Genomic DNA, 19,405 nt, shown 5'->3' with positions numbered 1-19,405 from the left:
AATGTATTCACCTACATCACAAAGATGGGAATCATGCCAACTGGAAGAAAGAGAATCTAATGGCAATTCACGAAAGCTGCCATGATTACCTGCACATGAGCAAAACCGCAAAGTAGGAACATCGGAAGCTGGGTGCGGGGAAACTTGCACGCCCAGATTTAATTGAGAGGTGCGCGGGATAATACCCGCCATCGACTCTACCAAGATAAATTAAGCAACGAATTGTTGGAAAAGCGCTGTTGAAGTTTTTGAAATCGGAAAAAAGGGGTCTTAAATCCGGTTATTCATTCGCCAGTCATACAGAATACCCAACTGAATTCTGACGACTGACGCCTTTATTCTGTTCAATAATAAAATTTCTGACTATGGAGTATAAAAAATGAAAAGTGTAGTAAGCGCAGCAGTTATATTAACATTGATTGGTGGAGCAAATTGTCTTCCTAGCTATGGAATATTATCAAATATCAAGCCTTCAAGCATAGAAGTTAAATCAATTGCTCAAGGTAATGATCAACAATTGATGGCTAGAGTTGGAAGTACTTTAAATACTCCATTTTATCTGAGATATGGAAGGACAGCTTACCTCCCCACTGAAAATATTGAAATTAAATTTTCAAAAGTTATCCAGGATTCTCGGTGTCCTTCTGATGTAACTTGTATTTGGCAAGGGCAAGTTATTATTGGATTAGACATCATAAAAAATGGTAAGCAAGTTTCAACATTAATGCTAACCCTTGTCCCAGGTCGTGATGCTTTACCAATTCAATTTTTAGATAAATATTCGGTGAAATTGATAGGGGTTTCCCCGTACCCAAATAGCAAAAAGGCGATCGCACTCAAAGACTACATTGCTAAAATTGTTGTTAGTAAACCGTAGATGACCAACCTTTGACACGCTTTTTTATGAAACAAAACACCCGGATTTTTCACAAGCGAGAAATCCGGGCGTATGTAGTTTAACGTCAAAATCAACCAAATAAAAATAATGTCATACTTCCCTGCGTAGATACATTCTCAGTATTTACTTAATTTTTACATTGCCAGTCTAACGTAGTAGGATTGTTCAAGTGAAAGGGTACGCCTTGCGAGACGAGTAGCCATCGAGCGCTTCTTGCACCCTAAAATAAGAGCAAAAGACGATTCCTAAAACAAGCACACTCCATGCGTATTTCTCTAAATTGGCTGCGCGAACTAGTAGAGATAAAACTTAGTCCAGAAGAATTAGCCGAAACCCTGACAATGGCTGGGTTTGAGGTTGAAGAGATTGAAGACCGCCGCACTTGGGCAAATGGCGTGGTTATAGGGAAAGTGCTTGAGCGTCAACCCCATCCCAACGCCGATAAATTGAGTGTTTGCCAAGTAGATATCGGTACAGGTGAAACTTTAAATATTGTCTGTGGCGCTGCCAATGTGAAGGCAGATATCTATGTTCCAGTGGCAACTACGGGTACTTACTTACCCAACATCGATTTAAAAATTAAACCTGCAAAACTACGTGGTGTCCCATCTCAGGGCATGATTTGTTCTTTAAAGGAACTCGGTTTGCCCACCGATGTCGATGGAATTCATATTTTTACCCAGGAAAATTTATCATTGGGTAGTGATGTCCGGCCGTTGTTGGGTTTAGATGATGTAATTTTAGACTTGACTGCAACTGCCAACCGCGCTGATGCTTTGAGTATGGTAGGTGTAGCCAGAGAAGTAGCAGCTTTAACTGGTGGAAAGTTGAGCATTCCTGAACCTGCTAAAGTCTCTATTCCCAAAAATGCCGGAAATTTAGCTTTAAAAATTGCCGATACCCAAGCTTGTCCTGCATACATCGGTACGGTAATTGAACAGGTGAAAATTGCTCCATCTCCCGAATGGCTGCAACAGCGTTTGCGGGCGGCTGGGGTACGTCCCATTAGTAATGTAGTGGACATTACTAACTACGTTTTGTTGGAATGGGGACAACCACTGCACGCCTTTGACCGCGATCGCCTAAAATCTGTTGCAAGTAGCGAAAATTTAACCATCGGCGTTCGCTTCGTCAATAATGGAGAATCGCTCAAAACCCTGGATGGACAAACTCGCACCCTAACAATCCAAAATTTGTTAATCACCGCTAACGAAAAACCCGTTGCACTGGCGGGAGTCATGGGTGGGGAAGAAACAGAAGTCCATCAAGGTACTCAAAGCCTAGTTTTAGAAGCGGCATTATTTGATTCCGTGGCAATTCGCCGTTCTTCCCGCAGTGTAGGGTTAAGAAGTGAGGCTTCTGGCAGATACGAACGGGGAGTTAACCGAGCTGAGTTGGAAATAGCCAATCGCCGCGCCTTATCCTTAATTAGCGAATTAGCGAGTGGAATTATAGTCCAGCAAGAAATTGCCGACACTCGCCCCGATCCGTCTACTTGGAGTCGTTCTATCGCCCTGCGTTTAGATCGAGTTAATCAGATATTGGGGCCCATCGATTTAGAAGAGGACACAGGCGAACTGCAAAAACAAGATGTTGAGCGCATCTTGACTGCATTGGGGTGTCAGTTAACTTCTTCAGGAGAAGATAGCAGCCATCAACCTACGTGGTCTGTTTCTGTACCACCTTATCGTTACCGCGACTTAGAGCGCGAAATTGATTTAATTGAAGAAATCGCCCGTCTTTATGGTTACAACAAATTCTGCGATACTTTACCAGAAAAAGCGGAAGCTGGTTATCTACCTTTAGATCAAGAACTAATTCGCAAATTACGAGCTTTCCTCCGGGCTGAAGGATTGACAGAATTAATCCACTATTCTTTAGTCAAACCAGGAGAAGACAGAAATATAGTCCTGTCAAACCCGTTATTTGTCGAATATTCAGCGCTGCGAACCGATTTGATTTCTGGGTTAATTGATGCTTTTCAATACAATTTAGAGCAGGGTAATGGTGCGCTGAACGGCTTTGAAATCGGGCAAATTTTCTGGCAAGAAGAAGACGGTTTGCAAGAAACAGAAGCGCTGGCGGGAATTATCGGAGGCGATCGCACCCTTGGCAAATGGTCAAAAAGTGGACGCGAAGAACCCATCACCTGGTTTGAAGCCAAAGGGATTTTAGAAAGTGTATTTCGGCAACTTAGCTTGCAAATCGAATTTCAACCCGATCGCCGCGACGATCGCTTACATCCAGGACGTACCGCTTCCCTGTGGATTCGGGGTAATAGGCTGGGGATTTTTGGACAACTTCATCCCCAATTGCGACGAGAAAAAGGCTTACCAGATTCCGTTTATGTTTTTCAGTTGGATCTAGATGTGCTTTTAGATTCTCTGGGAGAAGATGAAATTCTCGTTCCCACATTCCAGCCTTATTCTACCTATCCAGCTAGCGATCGCGACATCGCCTTTTTCGCACCCGTGAAAATCTCAGTTGTCGAAATTGAAAAAGTAATTACCAAAGCGGGTAAAGATTTGCTCGAATCAGTGGAATTATTTGATGAATATCGGGGCGAAAACGTCCCCGAAGGACAACGGAGTTTAGCATTCCGCTTAATTTATCGGGCTAGCGATCGTACTCTTACTGAGGCAGAAGTCGAACCAGTACACAATAAAGTCCGCGAAGCCTTGGTGGAAAAATTCGGCGTTAACTTGAGAAGTTAGTCATTTGTCATTTGTCATTTGTCATTTGCTAGGAGTGAGAAATTAATAATTCCTCACTCCCCGATGCACTGGCTGCAAAATCTAAATAAAATCCAAAATCCAAAATAGACTTAGCTATGCCTAAATATGTACTCTGGGGAACTTACTGCGAAGACGTTCTCGAAAAACGCGCCCCCTTTCGTCAAGCTCATTTAGACGGATTAGCAAAACAGAAAGAATCCGGTGTGCTGATTACCATCGGCCCCACTAAGGATGTTACAAAAGTTTTTGGGATTTACGAAGCCGAAGACGAAGCCACTGTGCGCCAGTTAATTGAAAACGATCCTTACTGGAAAAATGGCATCTGGACTGAATATTCAGTCAAAGAATGGATTCAAGCTTTATAAATTGGTGTTGGGCATTGGGCATTGGGCATTGGGCATGGGAAGATGAGCTTGAATGTTAAACCTCTGAACTCGGAAGTTGAGCCTCTGAACTCGGAAGTTAAACCTCTGAACTCGGAAGTTGAACCTCTGAGCTTGAACGTTGAGCCTTTGAACTCGGAAGTTGAGCTTTTGAACTCGGAAGTTGAACCTCTGAGCTTGAACGTTGAACCTTTGAACTCAGAAGTTGAACCTCTGAGCTTGAACGTTGAGCCTTTGAACTCGGAAGTTGAGCCTTTGAGCATGAACGTTGAACCTTTGAACTCGGAAGTTGAACCTCTGAGCATGAACGTTGAACCTTTGAACTCAGAAGTTGAACCTCTGAGCTTGAACGTTGAGCCTCTGAGCTTGAAACTTTCAGTTTTAACTTTCCCTAATCTCCCACGCTACGGGAAGCTAAAGCTACATCACCTCCAGTCTTTTCTTCTTTACGAGACGCTGCACGTAGCTTGCTTCCCGTAAGAGTACAATTTTAAATTTTAAATTTTGAATTTTGAATTGATTTCTCCCCATGCCCACATAATTATGAAAACTTGGCAAGTTGATTTTTATCGTCGTCCCTCACCAGATGCGTCTGGACAAATTTTATGGGAATTGTTGATTTGTGATGCAACTCGCAGCTTTCAATATGAAGCCACCTGTCTCCAGTCAGCAGCAAATTCTAATTGGGTTGCGACTCAACTTGAGCTAGCTGCTGGTGAAAAATTGCCAGATGTAATTCAGGTATTTCGTCCTCAGTCTCTAAGCTTAATTGAAGCGGCTGGACGCAACTTAAGTATAAATGTCGAACCTACCCGCCACACCTTGGCACTGAAGCAGTGGTTACAAGAAAAGCAATATCCCTCAACCCTGGATAAACCACCCCCAGCACCATTACCAGAAAACCTTTGGGGAGAACAATGGCGTTTTGCAAGTTTAGCTGCTAGTGATGTAGAAACGAGATTTAGCGATCGCCCTATTCCCATTTTGCACATTCCAGAACATTTCAAACCGATCAATTTAGGTTTGGCATCAACAGTCCCCGTTCCTGGCGTAGTTATTTATGGGGGACGGCAATCAATGCGCCTAGCACGCTGGTTGCAGCAAGCCCGTCCCGTCAGCTTAAACTACATTTCTGGCGCACCGGATGGCTTAATATTAGAAGCTAGCTTGGTGGATAGATGGATTGTTGCCACATTTGAAGATCCAGAAGTTACAACAGCAGCCCAAGCATTTGAACAACGCAAAAAGCAAAGCCGAGGATTGCATTTTTTGTTAGTTCAACCCGATGATTCTGGTATGACTTATAGCGGCTTTTGGTTATTGCAGGCAGAAAATTGAAGTTCTGGGATTTGTAGTTTAGGGGTGTTAGGGAATAAAAATAGAGATAAAAGTGAGGCGAAGGCGACGAAGAAATTAAACTATTTCTTCCTGCTTTTGACTTAAATACATTGCAATTCCTTTCTCGTAGTAAGCTGCCTCATTAATAAAAATAGGATAAACAGTAGACGCTCCCTCATAGAAAATTTCTTTTCCTTCAAAAGTCAGAAACATTGGATCGCCTGGATGCAAAGGTTCATAATCCCTAAACTGAAGCTGGGGGTGAATCATGGCTTGAATTTCCCCGCGTAGGTGCAGCCCGCCGTAGGCATCGCTTCTAGGATAATCGATAGTCTTAATGTATTTATAAAGTGTAAGGTGGTTGCTTGTCTGCGGAATATTACCTTGATTGCACCCTTCAAAATAATCTAAAACTGCATAAATAAGCTGTTCTGTTTCTTGAAATAATTTGGCGTTTAAGACATTTTGGGCCACAGCCCCAACTTCTATAACAAAACCCAATTCACACAAAGAACGGAGAAAACCATTTTCTTTGGATTCCTGATTAATACAGACTTTCACCAAAGGATTGATAGAACTTAAATAAGCACCTAACCTAAGCAATAAAGGATGCATATCACAAAAAATCAGAGTTAACCCCATATTGGCAGTTGTGCTGTGCAAATCAACAATTACATCTACAAAGGGCTGATTTTGCGGTTGCAATATCTGTTGAATTGCTTTTGCCCGTGTCTCTTCATAACTTGAGAGTTGGGGATTTTGTAAGCCTTGATTAGTGAAGCAACGATTTAAATCTTTTTCAATGTATCGTTTGCCTTCTTCAATAGCTTTGAGATTACCAAGTAATGCCAGAGTTTCAAAACTTGCCCTGTTAATTAAATTAGGATATTGCTGAAACTTTTTGACTAAATGTACTCCTGTTAACTCATTACCGTGGTTTCCTCCAACGATCGCAACTCGTTCAATCTGATTCATAACAACCTCATATCTAAAAAACTACCCTACGGTTATTGAGAATGGTGCAAGATCCAAGATAGAAGTATAACTTCTGCTGACTAAATCTTGTAAAAGACTGACGCGATGTCTACGACGGGCTATGACGCTCCTGCGTCGCTAACGCTACGCTATCGGCGTCGCTCCATGTTCGAGTCAAAATATGATAACTGTTAAGCTGTTGGTTTTGGTATAAAAAGGGAGCAAATTTATGGAGAAGGACTTTCAAGCGATGCCTCCGGTGGCCACTGAGCGGCTGGTGAGCGGAGTCGAACCATGTCGAAGTGCGGGCTACGCCTACGCTGAACTTTACAAAAACGCCCTTCTCAACGACGTACTTCCATTTTGGGAAAAATATTCTCTTGATTGGCAGCAAGGCGGCTATTTCACCTGCCTCGATCGCGAAGGCAAAATTTATGATACAGACAAATTCATTTGGCTGCAAAACCGCCAAGTATGGACTTTTTCCATGCTTTACAACCAGCTAGAAAAGCGCGAAAATTGGCTAAAAATCGCCAGCAATGGCGCTAATTTTCTCGCCCAACATGGCAGAGATAGCGATGGTAACTGGTACTTTGCCCTCACCCGTGAAGGGAAACCACTGGTTCACCCTTACAACATCTTTTCTGATTGCTTTGCAGCGATGGCATTTAGTCAATATGCACTCGCTGGCGGCGAAGAATGGGCAAAGGATGTGGCGATGCAGGCTTATAACAACGTATTACGCCGCAAAGATAACCCAAAGGGCAAATATAATAAAACCTATCCCGGCACACGCCCGATGAAATCATTGGCTGTACCGATGATTTTAGCCAACCTGACTCTAGAAATGGAATGGTTGCTACCAAAAGAAACACTAGAGAATGTCCTAGCTGAGACAGTCCGCGAAGTGATGACGGATTTTCTCGACCAAGAACGAGGGCTAATGTACGAAAATGTTGCCCCTGACGGTTCCCACATTGATTCTTTTGAGGGACGACTGATTAATCCAGGTCACGGTATTGAAGCGATGTGGTTTATCATGGACATCGCCCGTCGCCAAAACGACACCAAAACTATTAACCAAGCCGTTGATGTGGTGCTAAACATCCTGAATTTTGCTTGGGATAGCGAGTACGGCGGACTGTATTACTTTATGGATGCAGATAGTCATCCCCCACAGCAATTGGAATGGGATCAAAAGCTGTGGTGGGTTCACCTAGAGTCTTTGGTTGCATTAGTGATGGGCTATCGCCTAACAGGGCGTGAGGTGTGTTGGGAATGGTATCAAAAGATGCACGATTACGCCTGGTCACACTTTGCTGATTCCGAATACGGTGAATGGTTTGGCTACCTGAATCGACGTGGAGAAGTATTGTTGAACCTTAAAGGCGGCAAATGGAAAGGATGTTTTCACGTACCGCGTGCATTGTACCTTTGTTGGCAGCAATTTGAGGCGATCGCTACTCCTTTGCAATAGACTCTTACAAAATCCATGTTCATAACCACAACTTAAGGTGTAGTAACAACAGCTTTAAGCTTATACCGTTTCTTTGTGAAGCTGCGCCAAATCTCTTAATTCTTCTCTTCGAGACGCTTCGCGAAGGCGTACTTGGCGCTCTTGGCGGTTCGTTCTTCTTGCACTATAGGCGCATCTTCATACAGAATTGGTATAAGTAATATTTCGCCAACAGCATCGTTATCTTGGCAAACATCCACAAACGTGCGAAAACGAAAACTGAACCGTAACAGCAACGTAAAGCTGAATTGTCTCGTCATGCGATCGCTTGTTTTTAAGCTAACCTCACAAAATCGTGTTGTTCCAATGTCTTGTTTGCAAGCTACAGCAGCTATGCCAGTTTAACGTTTCATACAATTAATACCTGAGTAGAAAATAAATCTCAGTGTAAATATGCAGAAATAATTTAGAAAGTTTATTAATAAATTTAAATAAATCCTGTAAGACTATAACTAATTCATAAGGATTATATAAATATTATTTATATATGTAAATACCTGAAAAATATTGCATTTGAAAAGCTTGATAATTATAAGAATAAAGACTATATAGCGAATAAAATTCCATATATTTACTTACTAAGCTTAGTTTGGGAAAATGAGCCATATAAATACTGAATCAACAGCAAAAAATTGTCATGGATATCTGCTATCTTCCAAAAGTTAGATTGTCAAGTCTGTGTATATAGATTCTTTTGGATTAATCTAATTAATAGTTCGACTCAGAAACAGTATGATTTTCTGGTTCAAGAGTTGACAAGTTAACTTTCGTATTTATTTTGGAGAATAACGATTATGTCTATTAACAAAAATGAAAGCCTAAAAATTGAAAACCAAGAAGAATTGTTTGAAGTCTTATCAGATGAATGCTGCGAACAATTAACAGGAGGAGGTTGGTTCAAGAAATTAACAAAGAAAGTTGCAAGTGTCACAGTAAAAGTTTTGAATAATTCAGGCAACGCAGTGACTCAGGCTGGAGGCATGACAGCACTTGGACTCTACTCACTAGGTGAGGTAGCTTTAGAAGAAACTGGAATAGTCGGAAAAAACCAACTAGACGGAAATTAGACTAACAAAAATTAAACAACTTATTTACCTGATTTCTCAACTCTAGCCGAGAAATGCAATTACTCAAGCTCTGCCTCCTTCAAACAACTAAAGGCAGAGCTTTTTACTTACTAATTTTCAAGTAAAACTGGAAACTTTATAGCTTCTGAAACTTGTTTTTTTCTACTTAACTATGACTAATATCGATATCTCTTTCGTTCCAAATTTTCATTCCTTACCCAAGGTAGAAAAAGTAATACCTCAGCCAGAAGAAATTAATCTTAACTCTCTAGCTGCTGCTAGTCCAGAAGACTTTTTACCTCCGATCGGTAAATGGACTACTATTGGCGGTTTGATACTTATAGCTACTTTTGTTGCAGGCGTTACCCTTGCAAGTATCCTCAAATATAAAACTACAGTTAAAGTAGCTGCTGCCATTCGTCCTGCTGGAGAACTCCGCCTAGTACAAGCTGCGGCGGAAGGGATAATAAAAGATATTTTAGTAAAAGGAAATCAGCAAGTTAAACAAGGAGATATCATCGCTATACTTGATGGCTCTCGCTTACAAACTAAAAAAAGTCAACTTCTTGGCAATATTCAACAAACTACAGTTCAATCAACTCAAATAACTGCTCAAATTTCTGCTTTAGATAGACAGATTCAAGCAGAAAACGAACAAACAAACCGTGCCACATCTGCTGCTCAAGCTGAACTCCAACGCACTCAAACGGATTATCGCAATAGTGAAATTAGCACCAGCACGGAAGTAGAAGAATTAATAGCTAACTTAAAATTAGTTCAAGATGATTTAGAAACAGCCAAAGCAGAATTAAAGTCAGCTCAAGCGAATTCACTCGCAACCCAAGCTTCATTCAAAGGAGCGATTGTCAAACGCGATCGCTATAAACCGATAGTCAAATCTGGTGCGCTTTCTCAAGACGCATACGAAGAAGTAACTCTCGCAGTTCAACAACAACAACAAGCACTTTTATCCCAATTAGCAATAGTAGAAGCTCACAAGCAAACTGTAGAAAAGCAACAAAGAGCTGTTGAAGCAGCCCAAGCAAGGCTAAAAAAAGCCAAAACTACCCTTAACTCTATAGCAGGAGTGGCGATCGCTCGTGAAAGAATCGCTCAAGAAAAAGCTAGAGGAGAAGCAACTTTATCTCGACTCCAGCAAGAAAGAGAACAGCTTGTTCAACGACGAACAGAATTAGAAAACCAATTAAACAGCTTCCAAAAAGAACTCAAACAAATAGAAATTGAACTTCAAAATATCATAATTCGTGCTTCTGCCTCTGGCACAATAGCACAACTCAATCTACGAAACGTCTCTCAAGTCATTGGTTCTGGACAGATGATTGCCCAAATTGCTCCTAGTGAAGCACCATTGGAAATCAAAGCCGATATTCCTGCTGAGGAAATCAGTAAAATTCGGCTGGGACAAAAAGTATATATGCGCGTATCTGCTTGTCCCTATCCCGACTATGGTTCTTTACAAGGAACAGTGAGCAGCATTTCTCCAGATGCAATAGAACCTCAATCTAACTTTAATTCTTCTAACTCTTCTTTAGGGATGGGACAAATTTCACAAACAGGTAGTTACAAAGTGAATATTAAACCAGAAAACTATGTATTGAAGATTGCAGAAAAAGAATGTGCTATCCAATTAGGAATGGAAGGAAGCGCTGATATTATCTCTAAAGAGGAAACTGTATTGCAATTTATTTTGAGAAAAGCAAGATTAATAGCCAATGTATGATACTTATAGCAGTCCTAAATCATTGGTGAAAATTATATCTCTCTTTCTTCTTTCCTTTGCGTCCTTGGCGTCCTTGGCGGTTCGTTTTCTAATCTATATTTTTCACAACTCAAATAGGATTGCTATATATAGCGTTTCCTAGTCTGCTGAGGTACAAATCTCTGCGTACCTCTGCGCTTTACTTTGCGTCCCTTTGCGTTTCAAAATATTATCTCTACCTCACATAACTGAGAATCGCTATAAAAACTTTTACTTCAGAATATTAGGGAGTTAAAAATTTCAAGTGCTGACCGGGTAGCTGACGTAACTCATTGGGAGTACCAGTCAGCTTTAACTCTCCTGTTTCTAACAAAACAATGAAATCAGCCCGCTCAATTACTCTAGGGCGGTGACTAATCATAATAGTTGTTTGACCCTGACGATCTGCTAATAAATTATCTAAAACTTTAGTTTCTAATGCTGGGTCTAAAGCGCCTGTAGACTCATCTAATATTAACACTGGTGGATTACTAACAATTGCCCTAGCTATTGCTAATCTTTGCTTCTGTCCTCCAGAAATATTTGCACCAAATTCCCCTAAGACAGTTTGATATTTATCAGGTAAATTGCTAATAAATTCGTCTGCACCAGCTATCTGACAAGCTCTCACGATTTGTTCAAAGTTAACTGAAGGATAGGCAAAATGGAAATTATCAATAATTGAACGACTCCAAAAGTGCGGTTCTTGAGGAATCAATATTATTTGTTGACGGCGACAGTCTAAAGATATATCTTGCTGATTATAACTTCCATAACAAATATTACCAGATTGCAAGTCATATAATCCCGCTATTAACTTAACTAAAGTACTTTTTCCACAACCGGATTGTCCGATTAAGGCTGTTACTTTTCCCCCAGGAATGATAAGAGAGAAATCTTTTAATAAATTAACTCTACCTTGATGATGAAAATTCAGGTTAGTACAAACAATATCTGTATTAACAGTGATTTCCGCCCAAGGTTTTTTACACTCTTTCTCATCCTCTGTTGTAGCATCTAGGACTTCTGTGAGGCGTTGAATTACTACTTGAGCAATAATAAATTCATTAACTAAGCCTACTACCGAACTCAAAAACCCTAAGAAATTTCCACTCATGCCGTTAAAAGCAAGTAATTGACCTATACTTAGAGTGCGATTAATTACAAAGTAGCTGCCTAACCAAAGTAAACCAATATTTGTCAAACTATTGAATAGAGTTGTAACGGTGGTACTGTAAAACCCTAGCTTCATGGTACTCCACTTAAAATTAGCGAGGCGACCGTAATTAGCTTGATACTCTTCCCAAGCTTGAGGAGTACCTTGGGTAGTCTTAAGTATTTGGATACCGCGAAAAGTTTCTACAAGAAAACCTTGAATTTCTGTATTTAAAATAATAGAAGCACGGGTTTTTTGTCGTAAAGCTGGTAAAAATAGCCAATTAATACCCATAACTATCATGAAGACAAATAAGGAAGCTAAAGAAAGCTGCCAACTATAAAAAATCATGATTCCCAAAGAGATGACAGCGATAAAAAATTGACTGGGTAAACCCAAAACAATTTGAGAAACTAAATTGTGAACTCTTTCTATATCATCAATGCGGCTGACAACTTCCCCACTGCGACGGGCTTCAAAATAAGATAAGGGTAAGCGCAGGAGTTTATACCCGTAATCTAAAATTAATCCTAACTCTAGCCTTTGAGCATATTGTCCTACCAAGTGAGATTGAACAATCCCAATAGCAGCTTGAAAAATATTTAAGGTAATAACCGCAATGGCTACGGTAGTTAATAGCTGTATATCTCCCCTCACCAAAACATCATCTGTGAGGAGCTGCATCATTAAAGGATAAGCCAGAGAAAGAAGTCCAACTACAATATTGATTGCGATCGCTTCTGCAAGTATTTTGCTATAGGGTAAAACTCTTTTGAGGAAACGTCCAAAGCCGTCTATTTTATCCGACTCCTGTTGATAAAAACGAGTTTCATCTGGAGTTAATAACAGCATGACACCATTCGCCCATCCCTCTAATAACTCTTGATGGTTGAGCTTGCGAATACCTACTGCTGGGTCGGCGATAACATATTTCCGATCTTGTTGTGCGTACAATACAACCCAGTGATATCCTTTCCAGTGAATGATGGCAGGCAGAGAAATTCTATCCAAGCTTTCTATTAATTCAGGAGTTGCTCTGACTGGACGGGCATTAAAACCTAAGTTTTCCGCCCCGCGTCTTAAACTAAGCAGAGTAGTACCTTGCTTACCTGTACCTACTAATTCCCGCATTTTGTTAATACCGAAAGTTCTACCATAGTGTTGTGCTATGGTTGCAAGGCAAGCAGCACCACAATCTTCTTCACTGTGTTGTAAAACCGCTTTCATCACAGAAAATACCCAATTTTTTACTTTATGTTTCCCAATTGGGTTCTAAAATGAACACATTTCCCTAATGCTTATTGCTAGTTTAAGTAATTTTACAGTGGGGCAGTAACAAACAGGAAAGTTATAAAAGCGACAAAGCTTTGGAGTCACGAGCAAATGACAATTCAAGAATCGCCAGATTCTAACCAAGAAATCCTGTTGGAAAGATATCAAGTGCAACAGGAACTAGGCAAAAAAGCCGGACGGCGATCGCTGCTAACTCGTGACTTACAAACTCTAGAATTAGTAGTAGTCAAAATACTGTCCTTTGGTAATGAGTTTGAATGGAACGACCTCAAACTGTTTGAGCGGGAAGCTGAAACACTCAAAGCACTCTCCCACCCAGCCATTCCCCACTACCTTGACTACTTTGAGCTAGATTCACCTAATAGCAGAGGATTTGCACTCGTACAAAGTTATATCCCAGCCCAATCTCTAGAAGCACAACTCAAAGCTGGGCGTAGTTTCAGTGAAGAAGAAGTTAAGGAACTAGCAAAAGCTATTCTAGAAATTCTCAAATATCTGCATGGGCGTCAACCGTCCGTGATTCATCGTGATATCAAGCCAAGCAATATTCTCTTAACAAATCGCTCTGGTAATAGTGTAGGTGAAGTGTACTTGGTAGATTTTGGTTCAGTGCAAACCATCGCCAGAAGAAGCAGCACTATGACAGTTGTGGGAAGTTACGGCTATATGCCACCAGAACAATTTAATGGTAAAGCTACTCGTGCTTCTGACCTTTATAGTTTGGGAGCAACTTTAATTTATTTAGTGACAGGTCAGCATCCAGGCGATTTACTGCAAACAGACCTACAAATTGAATTTGAACAAGTAGCCAATATTAGCTCTGGTTTTAGCAGTTGGTTAAGGCGGATGACAGAACCTATTGCGAGTCAACGTTTGACCTCTGCTGAAGATGCTTTACAAGCTTTAGAACAACCTGTAAATGCAACTCAGACTCAGACAAGGGCGACTAATTCAACAGTGGGAAAACCTTTTGGTAGTAAAGTAGTTTTGAATAAAAATGTTAATTTTATAGAAATTATTATTCCACCAGTTGGTTTTTTTACAGCAAAAACTCTAATGAATTTAATTTTATTTATACCATTTATTTTTATTCTCTCTATTTATTATCCAATTTCTTATGAAAATGGAAATGTGTTTGTATTAAAATCTTTTCTAATATCTTTAGCTCTTGTAATTCCATTATTAATTTTTTTAATAGATATCTTTGGTATAAAGAAGCTTTATATTAATAATGAAAAAATTTTTCTAACTTATAATTTGTTTGGAATTAAGCGTTTTCACCCATCTCCGAGTTCTAGACAAAATATTGTACGTTTAGAACGAAGTAAGGATAATTATAATCAACCTTGCTTGACAATTTGGGCAGAAAGCAAAAAATATGAAATTTTTACCAATAATGCTGATAGTTTTCGTATCACTCCTCCAGAACTTGATTGGCTAGCTTATGAACTCAGCGATTGCCTAGGCTTACCAATTACTAGAGAGTAAACTACAAACTAAATTCGGCTGCGCCATCCTCATCCGCATCTGCATCCTTACCCATAGCAGTAGGTTTAAATTTAGAGCCATGAATTAATTCACCAAATGCAATTCCTGAATTTTGATGAAGAATATTCAACACACTCATAAAATCTCGCACAATCTCCCCTGGTGTAAGTAATGCTTCTGCACCCAAGCGATTAATAATTTCTTGCACAAACTCCTTTAATTCACAATTTGTCAAGGTCTGTTCATACCCAAAATTGAGTGCATGAATCTCAGCTAAACGTTGCAGAAGCGTCAAGATTTCTGTTTCACTCAACGGGTTTAGCCGAATCACTGGCCCTAAATGTTCCTGAAGATTAGCTTGGGCAACAAAACGGCTTTCTTTTGTACGTCTTTGCCAAGCTTGGTCTGCAAAAAGTCCCCGTTTGGGGTCTTCTAAAAACTTAGTTGTTCCACCAACAACAATGCCAAGATTTTCTGCTTTACACTGCATAGTGTCGTTAAACATTGCGAGGAGTCTATTATAATTCTTTTCCCGCGTGACTGTAGTAGATATTTGATATAAATGCACAGCTTCATCAAGTATAATTAACAGTCCTTTATAACCAATCTCAGCTACAAATTTCGCAAACAGTTTTATATAGTCATACCAACTATCATCATCAATAATAACGCGCACTCCTAAAGCTGCTTTCGCCTCAACTTTAGTAGTAAATTCTCCCCGCAACCAGCGCATCGCCGCATTTTTTAAAGTATCATCATCCAATCGGTAGCCACGCCAATAAGCAATAATCACGCTACCAAAATCAAAACCGTGAACTAAATCTTCAATATACTGAACTACTTCCCTAATTTTTGATTCAACTTGGTCATCAAAACCATCGTCATTCGGACGCATTCCAGTTTCTTTAACCACTTCTTGTTGAATTTTATTAATCCATCCTTCTAAAATCGAGACTAAAGCACCACCATCAGGACGAGTTTTTGTAGCTAGGTGGCTCATTAATTCTCGATAGGTGGCTACACCTTCATGGTTGCTTCCTGCTAATCGCCGTTCAGGGGATAAATCAGCATCAGCTACTACAAAACCTTGCTCCATAGCGCGGTTGCGAATTAGTTGTAATAAAAAACTTTTCCCAGAACCGTAGTTACCAATTATGAAGCGAAATGCTGCGACACCTTCTGCAATATCATCGAGATTTTGTAATAGGCTTTTGAGTTCTTTTTCTCGCCCTACTGCTATATATTCAACTCCCACTCTTGGTACTACACCCGCACCAAGGGAATTGATTAAAGCAGTAGAGATTTTCTTCGAGATTTTGAGCTTTGCCATGTATTACACTTCACTTTATTCTAAACGCAGAAGTACGCAGTAAGTAGGTAAGGGATATCACCTTACTACTAAATCTTACGACGGCAATAACAATTTAATTTGACGAAGTATGTCTAGCGATGAGGCCTTCATACATCGCAATCATTTTTTTGACATCTGTTATATGCTCCTGATAAACTTTTGGACTTTCGGAATCAGAATTAATTATTAATTCACCAATAGTATCATTTGCGCGTTCATTTATAGAATCTATTAATAAATTTGGCATAGTTATATTTGCTTCGGCAATTGTTTTAATAGCACTATTGGGATTATCTTGCTCAACTATAGCTTTTAATACTTGTAACTCATATCCCGGAAGATTTCCGAGAAAATTAGTCCATTCTTCGGAGATATTTTCCGATGTCTCAACTTCCGAATTCTCAATGACATCTGAAGATTCAATTATTTCGGAAAATGGAAACAACTCAATATCATCTTCTTGGAAATTATCAGACAAAGGCTCTGGATTGAATGTTTCTACTTGTTGTAGTAATTCCCATACTTGATTTTGTAATGAGTCTCGTTCTTCTTGCAATAATGAAATTTGTGCTTGTAACTGCTGTAATTCTACCTTGTATTCTGCTAGTTGGGTTTGTGAAGAATCAAGAATAGCTTGGATATTTTCTCTTTCGGTTTTCGTTGCTACAAGCAATTGATTATTTTGGATTGTCTCAACTTCTAACTCTTGAATCGCAATTCTCAGTTCGTATAATTTTTCTTCTAATTGGGGTTTGAGTCTGCCTAAAAGAGTTAAATTACTTTCAATTTCTTGTTTCTCGTGTTGTAACTCGGAAATTTGGCTTTGCAATTGGGTGATTTCAGCGCGAGATACATTACAATTTGACTCTAAACGGCGCTTCTCTGTTGTGAGAATAGAAAAAGCATTGTTCAATTCATTTTGATTGTTCTGCAAATTATTAATTTCAGTTTGCAGGCTACTAACTTCTGTTTCTAATTGCTTCTTTTGTCCGGCAAATGTTCTTAATTCTCGATGTAGATTATCTCTTTGGCTACGGCTTTCTATGACTTGATTTTGCAGCTGTTGTGATTCAGCATATAGTAAATTATGATGTTCTTCAATTTGATTGATTTCTGTGACAACACGAGCCTTTAATCCCTCCATATCTTTAATTCGCTTGCGGAGAGAACCTAAAACAAACATTTCATAATTTCTGCGCCGCTTATCTATGAATAATGCTGTTGTATGGATAGTAACGGCAGTAATTACACCTGTGAGAAAGGCTTTATTAAAATCCCAGCTTGGAACAAGGCTAAGACCAAAACTCACACTAAAGGCAACTATCACTAGTATAAATCTATTGCCGATCGTTACTGATTGCATATTGCTGGTTTTTAGCGTAGTTAAATTATCCGAATAAGTAGCTCTCATAGTAATTTATAATTCTTAATGACGCTCGTTCGCCCTTGGGAGAAAACTCGCTAACGTAATTCGTAATTAAACAACACATATACATAAAATACTTAATGTAAGTGGTTTGTAATTCATTGTTTTGTTTGGTCAGTCAAGATATTTTTCCCAAATTTGGTATCAGAATTGTTATGAAATCTTTAATTTTAGTTAATATTGCATAACATTGTTCTGTAAGTTACAAAAAAGCGCAATCATTAATGAAACAATTTTAATGTTAAGTGTTGGATATATTTTTATTTGCAGGAAAAAGTTTTAAATCTGCTTTTAAAAAATCAACAAACTGCCGTGCTGTACGTCCAGAACGACCATTATGACGAGTTGCCCATTGTAATGCCTGAAATTCTAAATCTTCTTGGGTAATATTAAGTTCAGCTTGTGCCACTAGATGTTGTACAATTTTTAAATAAGTTTTCTGATTGGCTGGTTCAAAAGTCAAAGTTAAACCAAAGCGATCGCTAAACGAAAGCTTCTCCTGCATCGTATCCCAGGCATGGATTTCCTCGTTATCCTTGGGAGTCGGTCTATCTACAAAAAACTCCCGAATCAGGTGGCGGCGATTAGAGGTAGCGTACACTACTACATTTTGCGGCCGTGCCGTTAAATTACCTTCTAAAACTACCTTGAGTGCTTTAAAAGCATCATCATCTTCTTCAAATGAAAGGTCATCGACAAAGATAATAAATTTTTGTGACACACCCCGTAAATGTTCCACAATTTCTGGTAAGTCTTTTAAATCAGATTTTGCCACTTCTAACAAGCGGAGGCTGCGATTGCTATATTCATTCAACAAAGATTTTACTAAAGAAGATTTGCCAGAACCGCGACTACCGTAAAGTAATACATGCAGTGCCATCTCTCCTGATAATAAAAACTCTGTATTTTTCAGCAAAGCATCTTTTTGAGATTCGTAACCGACAAGCGCACTCAGTTTAACTGGGTCAGAATATTTAATACCGATAAACTGCCCAGATTGCCATCGTAAAGCGCGATATTCTGCAAATAAACCAGAGCCACATTGCCGATAATAAGCTGCTAACTCTTCTACAGCATCACTCCAATTATCTAACTCTTGTAGATATGTAATGAATTTTGTCTCTACTCCTAGCAATTCTTGCTCTTTATACCACACTACTGGTGAAATCGGCATCTGAGCTACGCTTTGTACCCACTCGCTCAAAGAAGCGCTGCTACAATCATAGAGACTTTGCAATACTTGTAAATCATGCTGGACTGCTGTTACTAAAGCCGGGGGCAAATCTTCAAATTCTTGCACTCCTGCCAGCCTTGTAAAAGGATTCTCAGAAAAGAGAATTTGAGTAATTAAATAGTCTTCCCAGTTTTGATTTCTAGCTGCCAAAGCGTGAAAGTAACTGCCATAAGCTTGGAGACAACCCCGTGCATCGGTGTCAGTGTAACGTATAGCTTGCAACAGTTCCAGAAATGCTATCCCGACTTCGCCTTGGAGAACAGATTGGTACAGTAAAAGTGAGGCTGCTTGGCGCTGGAGATATTGAATCTTTGTATATGAGGAAGTACTTGCCATTGGCATCGCTTGATTATTTATCAATCAACTGTATGGTATAGCTAAATAGCTATGGTAAATTGTCTGCTGACCCTGGCAGTAAAGTCAAAGTCTACATAGGTTTTAACAATGAATTTAAGTATAATTGCTGCTTTTGCCTACGGCATATTAGCGATTGTTGGTGGGATTATTGGCTACATTCAAGCTATAAGTAGAGTTTCACTCTTAAGTGGTAGCATTAGCGGTTTATTACTAATACTTGCCGCTTACTTTCAACTCCAAGGACAAACTTGGGGTGCGATTTTAGCAGTGTTAGTTACTGCTGTTTTAGTAGTTTTATTTGCATTTAGACTAGTAAAAACACGCAAGTTTATGCCTGCGGGATTAATGACAATTTTGGGTGTGCTGGCATTGGCGGTGATGGTGAATCAATTTGTGGCTTTAAGGTAGCATTAGTCTCTCAGCAATAAC

General features: G+C 39.6%; 17 protein-coding genes. 10 read left to right on the top strand and 7 right to left on the bottom strand.

Translation table 11 applies throughout. The features are described 5' to 3' along the window. Window positions 1–192 (bottom strand): hypothetical protein (locus tag AC1F2U_RS20885; RefSeq protein WP_480262824.1); only part of this gene is annotated, 192 nt, incomplete at its 3' end. A gap of 187 nt (window positions 193–379) precedes the next feature. Here AC1F2U_RS20885 and AC1F2U_RS20880 point away from each other — a divergent pair. The 5 genes from AC1F2U_RS20880 to AC1F2U_RS20860 all read left to right on the top strand — a co-directional run bounded on the left by AC1F2U_RS20880 (window position 380) and on the right by AC1F2U_RS20860 (window position 5,354). Then, a complete protein-coding gene (locus AC1F2U_RS20880; protein WP_480262817.1) occupies window positions 380–877 on the top strand; it encodes a hypothetical protein in 498 nt (165 codons plus the stop codon). A 284-nt stretch (window positions 878–1,161) separates the two neighbouring features. After that, window positions 1,162–3,612, top strand: a complete 2,451-nt coding sequence (pheT, locus tag AC1F2U_RS20875) for a phenylalanine--tRNA ligase subunit beta (RefSeq protein ID WP_480262816.1) — start codon at window positions 1,162–1,164, stop codon at window positions 3,610–3,612. Between the two features lie 116 nt (window positions 3,613–3,728). Next, window positions 3,729–3,998: a YciI family protein gene (locus AC1F2U_RS20870; protein WP_480262815.1), complete on the top strand. Its 270-nt coding sequence runs from the start codon at window positions 3,729–3,731 to the stop codon at window positions 3,996–3,998. A 42-nt stretch (window positions 3,999–4,040) separates the two neighbouring features. Next, on the top strand, window positions 4,041–4,496 hold the full coding sequence (locus AC1F2U_RS20865) for a hypothetical protein (RefSeq protein WP_480262814.1): 456 nt from the start codon (window positions 4,041–4,043) through the stop codon (window positions 4,494–4,496). A gap of 63 nt (window positions 4,497–4,559) precedes the next feature. Beyond that, window positions 4,560–5,354, top strand: coding sequence for a Tab2 family RNA-binding protein (locus AC1F2U_RS20860; RefSeq protein ID WP_480262813.1), 795 nt, complete (start codon window positions 4,560–4,562; stop codon window positions 5,352–5,354). 75 nt (window positions 5,355–5,429) lie between these two features. On the opposite strand, the gene AC1F2U_RS20855 is transcribed toward AC1F2U_RS20860, so the two are convergent. After that, window positions 5,430–6,329 (bottom strand): aspartoacylase, encoded by a 900-nt coding sequence (locus tag AC1F2U_RS20855; protein ID WP_480262812.1) that lies wholly within the window; start codon window positions 6,327–6,329, stop codon window positions 5,430–5,432. 229 nt (window positions 6,330–6,558) lie between these two features. On the opposite strand from AC1F2U_RS20855, the gene AC1F2U_RS20850 reads away from it, so the two are divergent. Next, a complete protein-coding gene (locus tag AC1F2U_RS20850) occupies window positions 6,559–7,806 on the top strand; it encodes a n-acyl-d-glucosamine 2-epimerase (RefSeq protein WP_480262811.1) in 1,248 nt (415 codons plus the stop codon). 95 nt (window positions 7,807–7,901) lie between these two features. Here the strand turns inward: AC1F2U_RS20850 and AC1F2U_RS20845 are convergent, their stop codons facing one another. After that, the gene (locus AC1F2U_RS20845) at window positions 7,902–8,105 is read right to left on the bottom strand and encodes a hypothetical protein (RefSeq protein WP_480262810.1); all 204 of its coding nucleotides are present in this window, start codon (window positions 8,103–8,105) and stop codon (window positions 7,902–7,904) included. 534 nt (window positions 8,106–8,639) lie between these two features. Between AC1F2U_RS20845 and AC1F2U_RS20840 the strand changes: the two genes are divergently transcribed. Together AC1F2U_RS20840 and AC1F2U_RS20835 are read left to right on the top strand one after the other, a co-directional pair. Beyond that, window positions 8,640–8,912, top strand: coding sequence for a hypothetical protein (locus AC1F2U_RS20840; RefSeq protein WP_480262809.1), 273 nt, complete (start codon window positions 8,640–8,642; stop codon window positions 8,910–8,912). Window positions 8,913–9,084: 172 nt separating this feature from the next. Continuing rightward, entirely contained in the window at window positions 9,085–10,653 is a 1,569-nt protein-coding gene (locus AC1F2U_RS20835) for a beta-barrel domain-containing protein (RefSeq protein ID WP_480262808.1), read from the top strand. 262 nt (window positions 10,654–10,915) lie between these two features. Here AC1F2U_RS20835 and AC1F2U_RS20830 read toward each other — a convergent pair whose 3' ends face one another. After that, on the bottom strand, window positions 10,916–13,054 hold the full coding sequence (locus AC1F2U_RS20830; protein WP_480262821.1) for a peptidase domain-containing ABC transporter: 2,139 nt from the start codon (window positions 13,052–13,054) through the stop codon (window positions 10,916–10,918). A gap of 156 nt (window positions 13,055–13,210) precedes the next feature. On the opposite strand from AC1F2U_RS20830, the gene AC1F2U_RS20825 reads away from it, so the two are divergent. Beyond that, entirely contained in the window at window positions 13,211–14,608 is a 1,398-nt protein-coding gene (locus AC1F2U_RS20825; protein ID WP_480262807.1) for a serine/threonine protein kinase, read from the top strand. A 1-nt stretch (window position 14,609) separates the two neighbouring features. Here the strand turns inward: AC1F2U_RS20825 and AC1F2U_RS20820 are convergent, their stop codons facing one another. From AC1F2U_RS20820 to AC1F2U_RS20810, 3 genes are all read right to left on the bottom strand, one after another. Beyond that, window positions 14,610–15,938 (bottom strand): ATP-binding protein, encoded by a 1,329-nt coding sequence (locus AC1F2U_RS20820; protein ID WP_480262806.1) that lies wholly within the window; start codon window positions 15,936–15,938, stop codon window positions 14,610–14,612. 94 nt (window positions 15,939–16,032) lie between these two features. Continuing rightward, window positions 16,033–17,370, bottom strand: coding sequence for a tellurite resistance TerB C-terminal domain-containing protein (locus AC1F2U_RS20815; protein WP_480262805.1), 1,338 nt, complete (start codon window positions 17,368–17,370; stop codon window positions 16,033–16,035). A 256-nt stretch (window positions 17,371–17,626) separates the two neighbouring features. Next, window positions 17,627–18,961 (bottom strand): ATP-binding protein, encoded by a 1,335-nt coding sequence (locus AC1F2U_RS20810; RefSeq protein ID WP_480262804.1) that lies wholly within the window; start codon window positions 18,959–18,961, stop codon window positions 17,627–17,629. Window positions 18,962–19,063: 102 nt separating this feature from the next. On the opposite strand from AC1F2U_RS20810, the gene AC1F2U_RS20805 reads away from it, so the two are divergent. Beyond that, window positions 19,064–19,384 carry a TMEM14 family protein gene (locus AC1F2U_RS20805; protein WP_480262803.1) on the top strand — a complete coding sequence of 107 codons (321 nt, stop codon included), beginning with the start codon at window positions 19,064–19,066 and terminating at the stop codon, window positions 19,382–19,384. Window positions 19,385–19,405 lie beyond the last annotated feature (21 nt).

The sequence above is a fragment of the Nostoc sp. LEGE 12454 genome, from assembly GCF_056620565.1.
The sequence above is the reverse complement of the archived record's forward strand: the minus strand, read 5'-3'. Positions and strand labels throughout refer to the sequence as shown.

Bases quoted from the DNA above. Each gene is read 5' to 3' on its own strand.
- AC1F2U_RS20810 (WP_480262804.1), bottom strand. From the start codon at position 18,961: ATGCCAATGGCAAGTACTTCCTCATATACAAAGATTCAATATCTCCAG.
- AC1F2U_RS20840 (WP_480262809.1), top strand. From the start codon at position 8,640: ATGTCTATTAACAAAAATGAAAGCCTAAAAATTGAAAACCAAGAAGAA.
- pheT (WP_480262816.1), top strand. From the start codon at position 1,162: ATGCGTATTTCTCTAAATTGGCTGCGCGAACTAGTAGAGATAAAACTT.
- AC1F2U_RS20820 (WP_480262806.1), bottom strand. From the start codon at position 15,938: ATGGCAAAGCTCAAAATCTCGAAGAAAATCTCTACTGCTTTAATCAAT.
- AC1F2U_RS20865 (WP_480262814.1), top strand. From the start codon at position 4,041: ATGAGCTTGAATGTTAAACCTCTGAACTCGGAAGTTGAGCCTCTGAAC.
- AC1F2U_RS20860 (WP_480262813.1), top strand. From the start codon at position 4,560: ATGAAAACTTGGCAAGTTGATTTTTATCGTCGTCCCTCACCAGATGCG.
- AC1F2U_RS20815 (WP_480262805.1), bottom strand. From the start codon at position 17,370: ATGAGAGCTACTTATTCGGATAATTTAACTACGCTAAAAACCAGCAAT.
- AC1F2U_RS20825 (WP_480262807.1), top strand. From the start codon at position 13,211: ATGACAATTCAAGAATCGCCAGATTCTAACCAAGAAATCCTGTTGGAA.
- AC1F2U_RS20850 (WP_480262811.1), top strand. From the start codon at position 6,559: ATGGAGAAGGACTTTCAAGCGATGCCTCCGGTGGCCACTGAGCGGCTG.
- AC1F2U_RS20870 (WP_480262815.1), top strand. From the start codon at position 3,729: ATGCCTAAATATGTACTCTGGGGAACTTACTGCGAAGACGTTCTCGAA.
- AC1F2U_RS20880 (WP_480262817.1), top strand. From the start codon at position 380: ATGAAAAGTGTAGTAAGCGCAGCAGTTATATTAACATTGATTGGTGGA.
- AC1F2U_RS20845 (WP_480262810.1), bottom strand. From the start codon at position 8,105: ATGACGAGACAATTCAGCTTTACGTTGCTGTTACGGTTCAGTTTTCGT.
- AC1F2U_RS20835 (WP_480262808.1), top strand. From the start codon at position 9,085: ATGACTAATATCGATATCTCTTTCGTTCCAAATTTTCATTCCTTACCC.
- AC1F2U_RS20805 (WP_480262803.1), top strand. From the start codon at position 19,064: ATGAATTTAAGTATAATTGCTGCTTTTGCCTACGGCATATTAGCGATT.
- AC1F2U_RS20855 (WP_480262812.1), bottom strand. From the start codon at position 6,329: ATGAATCAGATTGAACGAGTTGCGATCGTTGGAGGAAACCACGGTAAT.
- AC1F2U_RS20830 (WP_480262821.1), bottom strand. From the start codon at position 13,054: ATGAAAGCGGTTTTACAACACAGTGAAGAAGATTGTGGTGCTGCTTGC.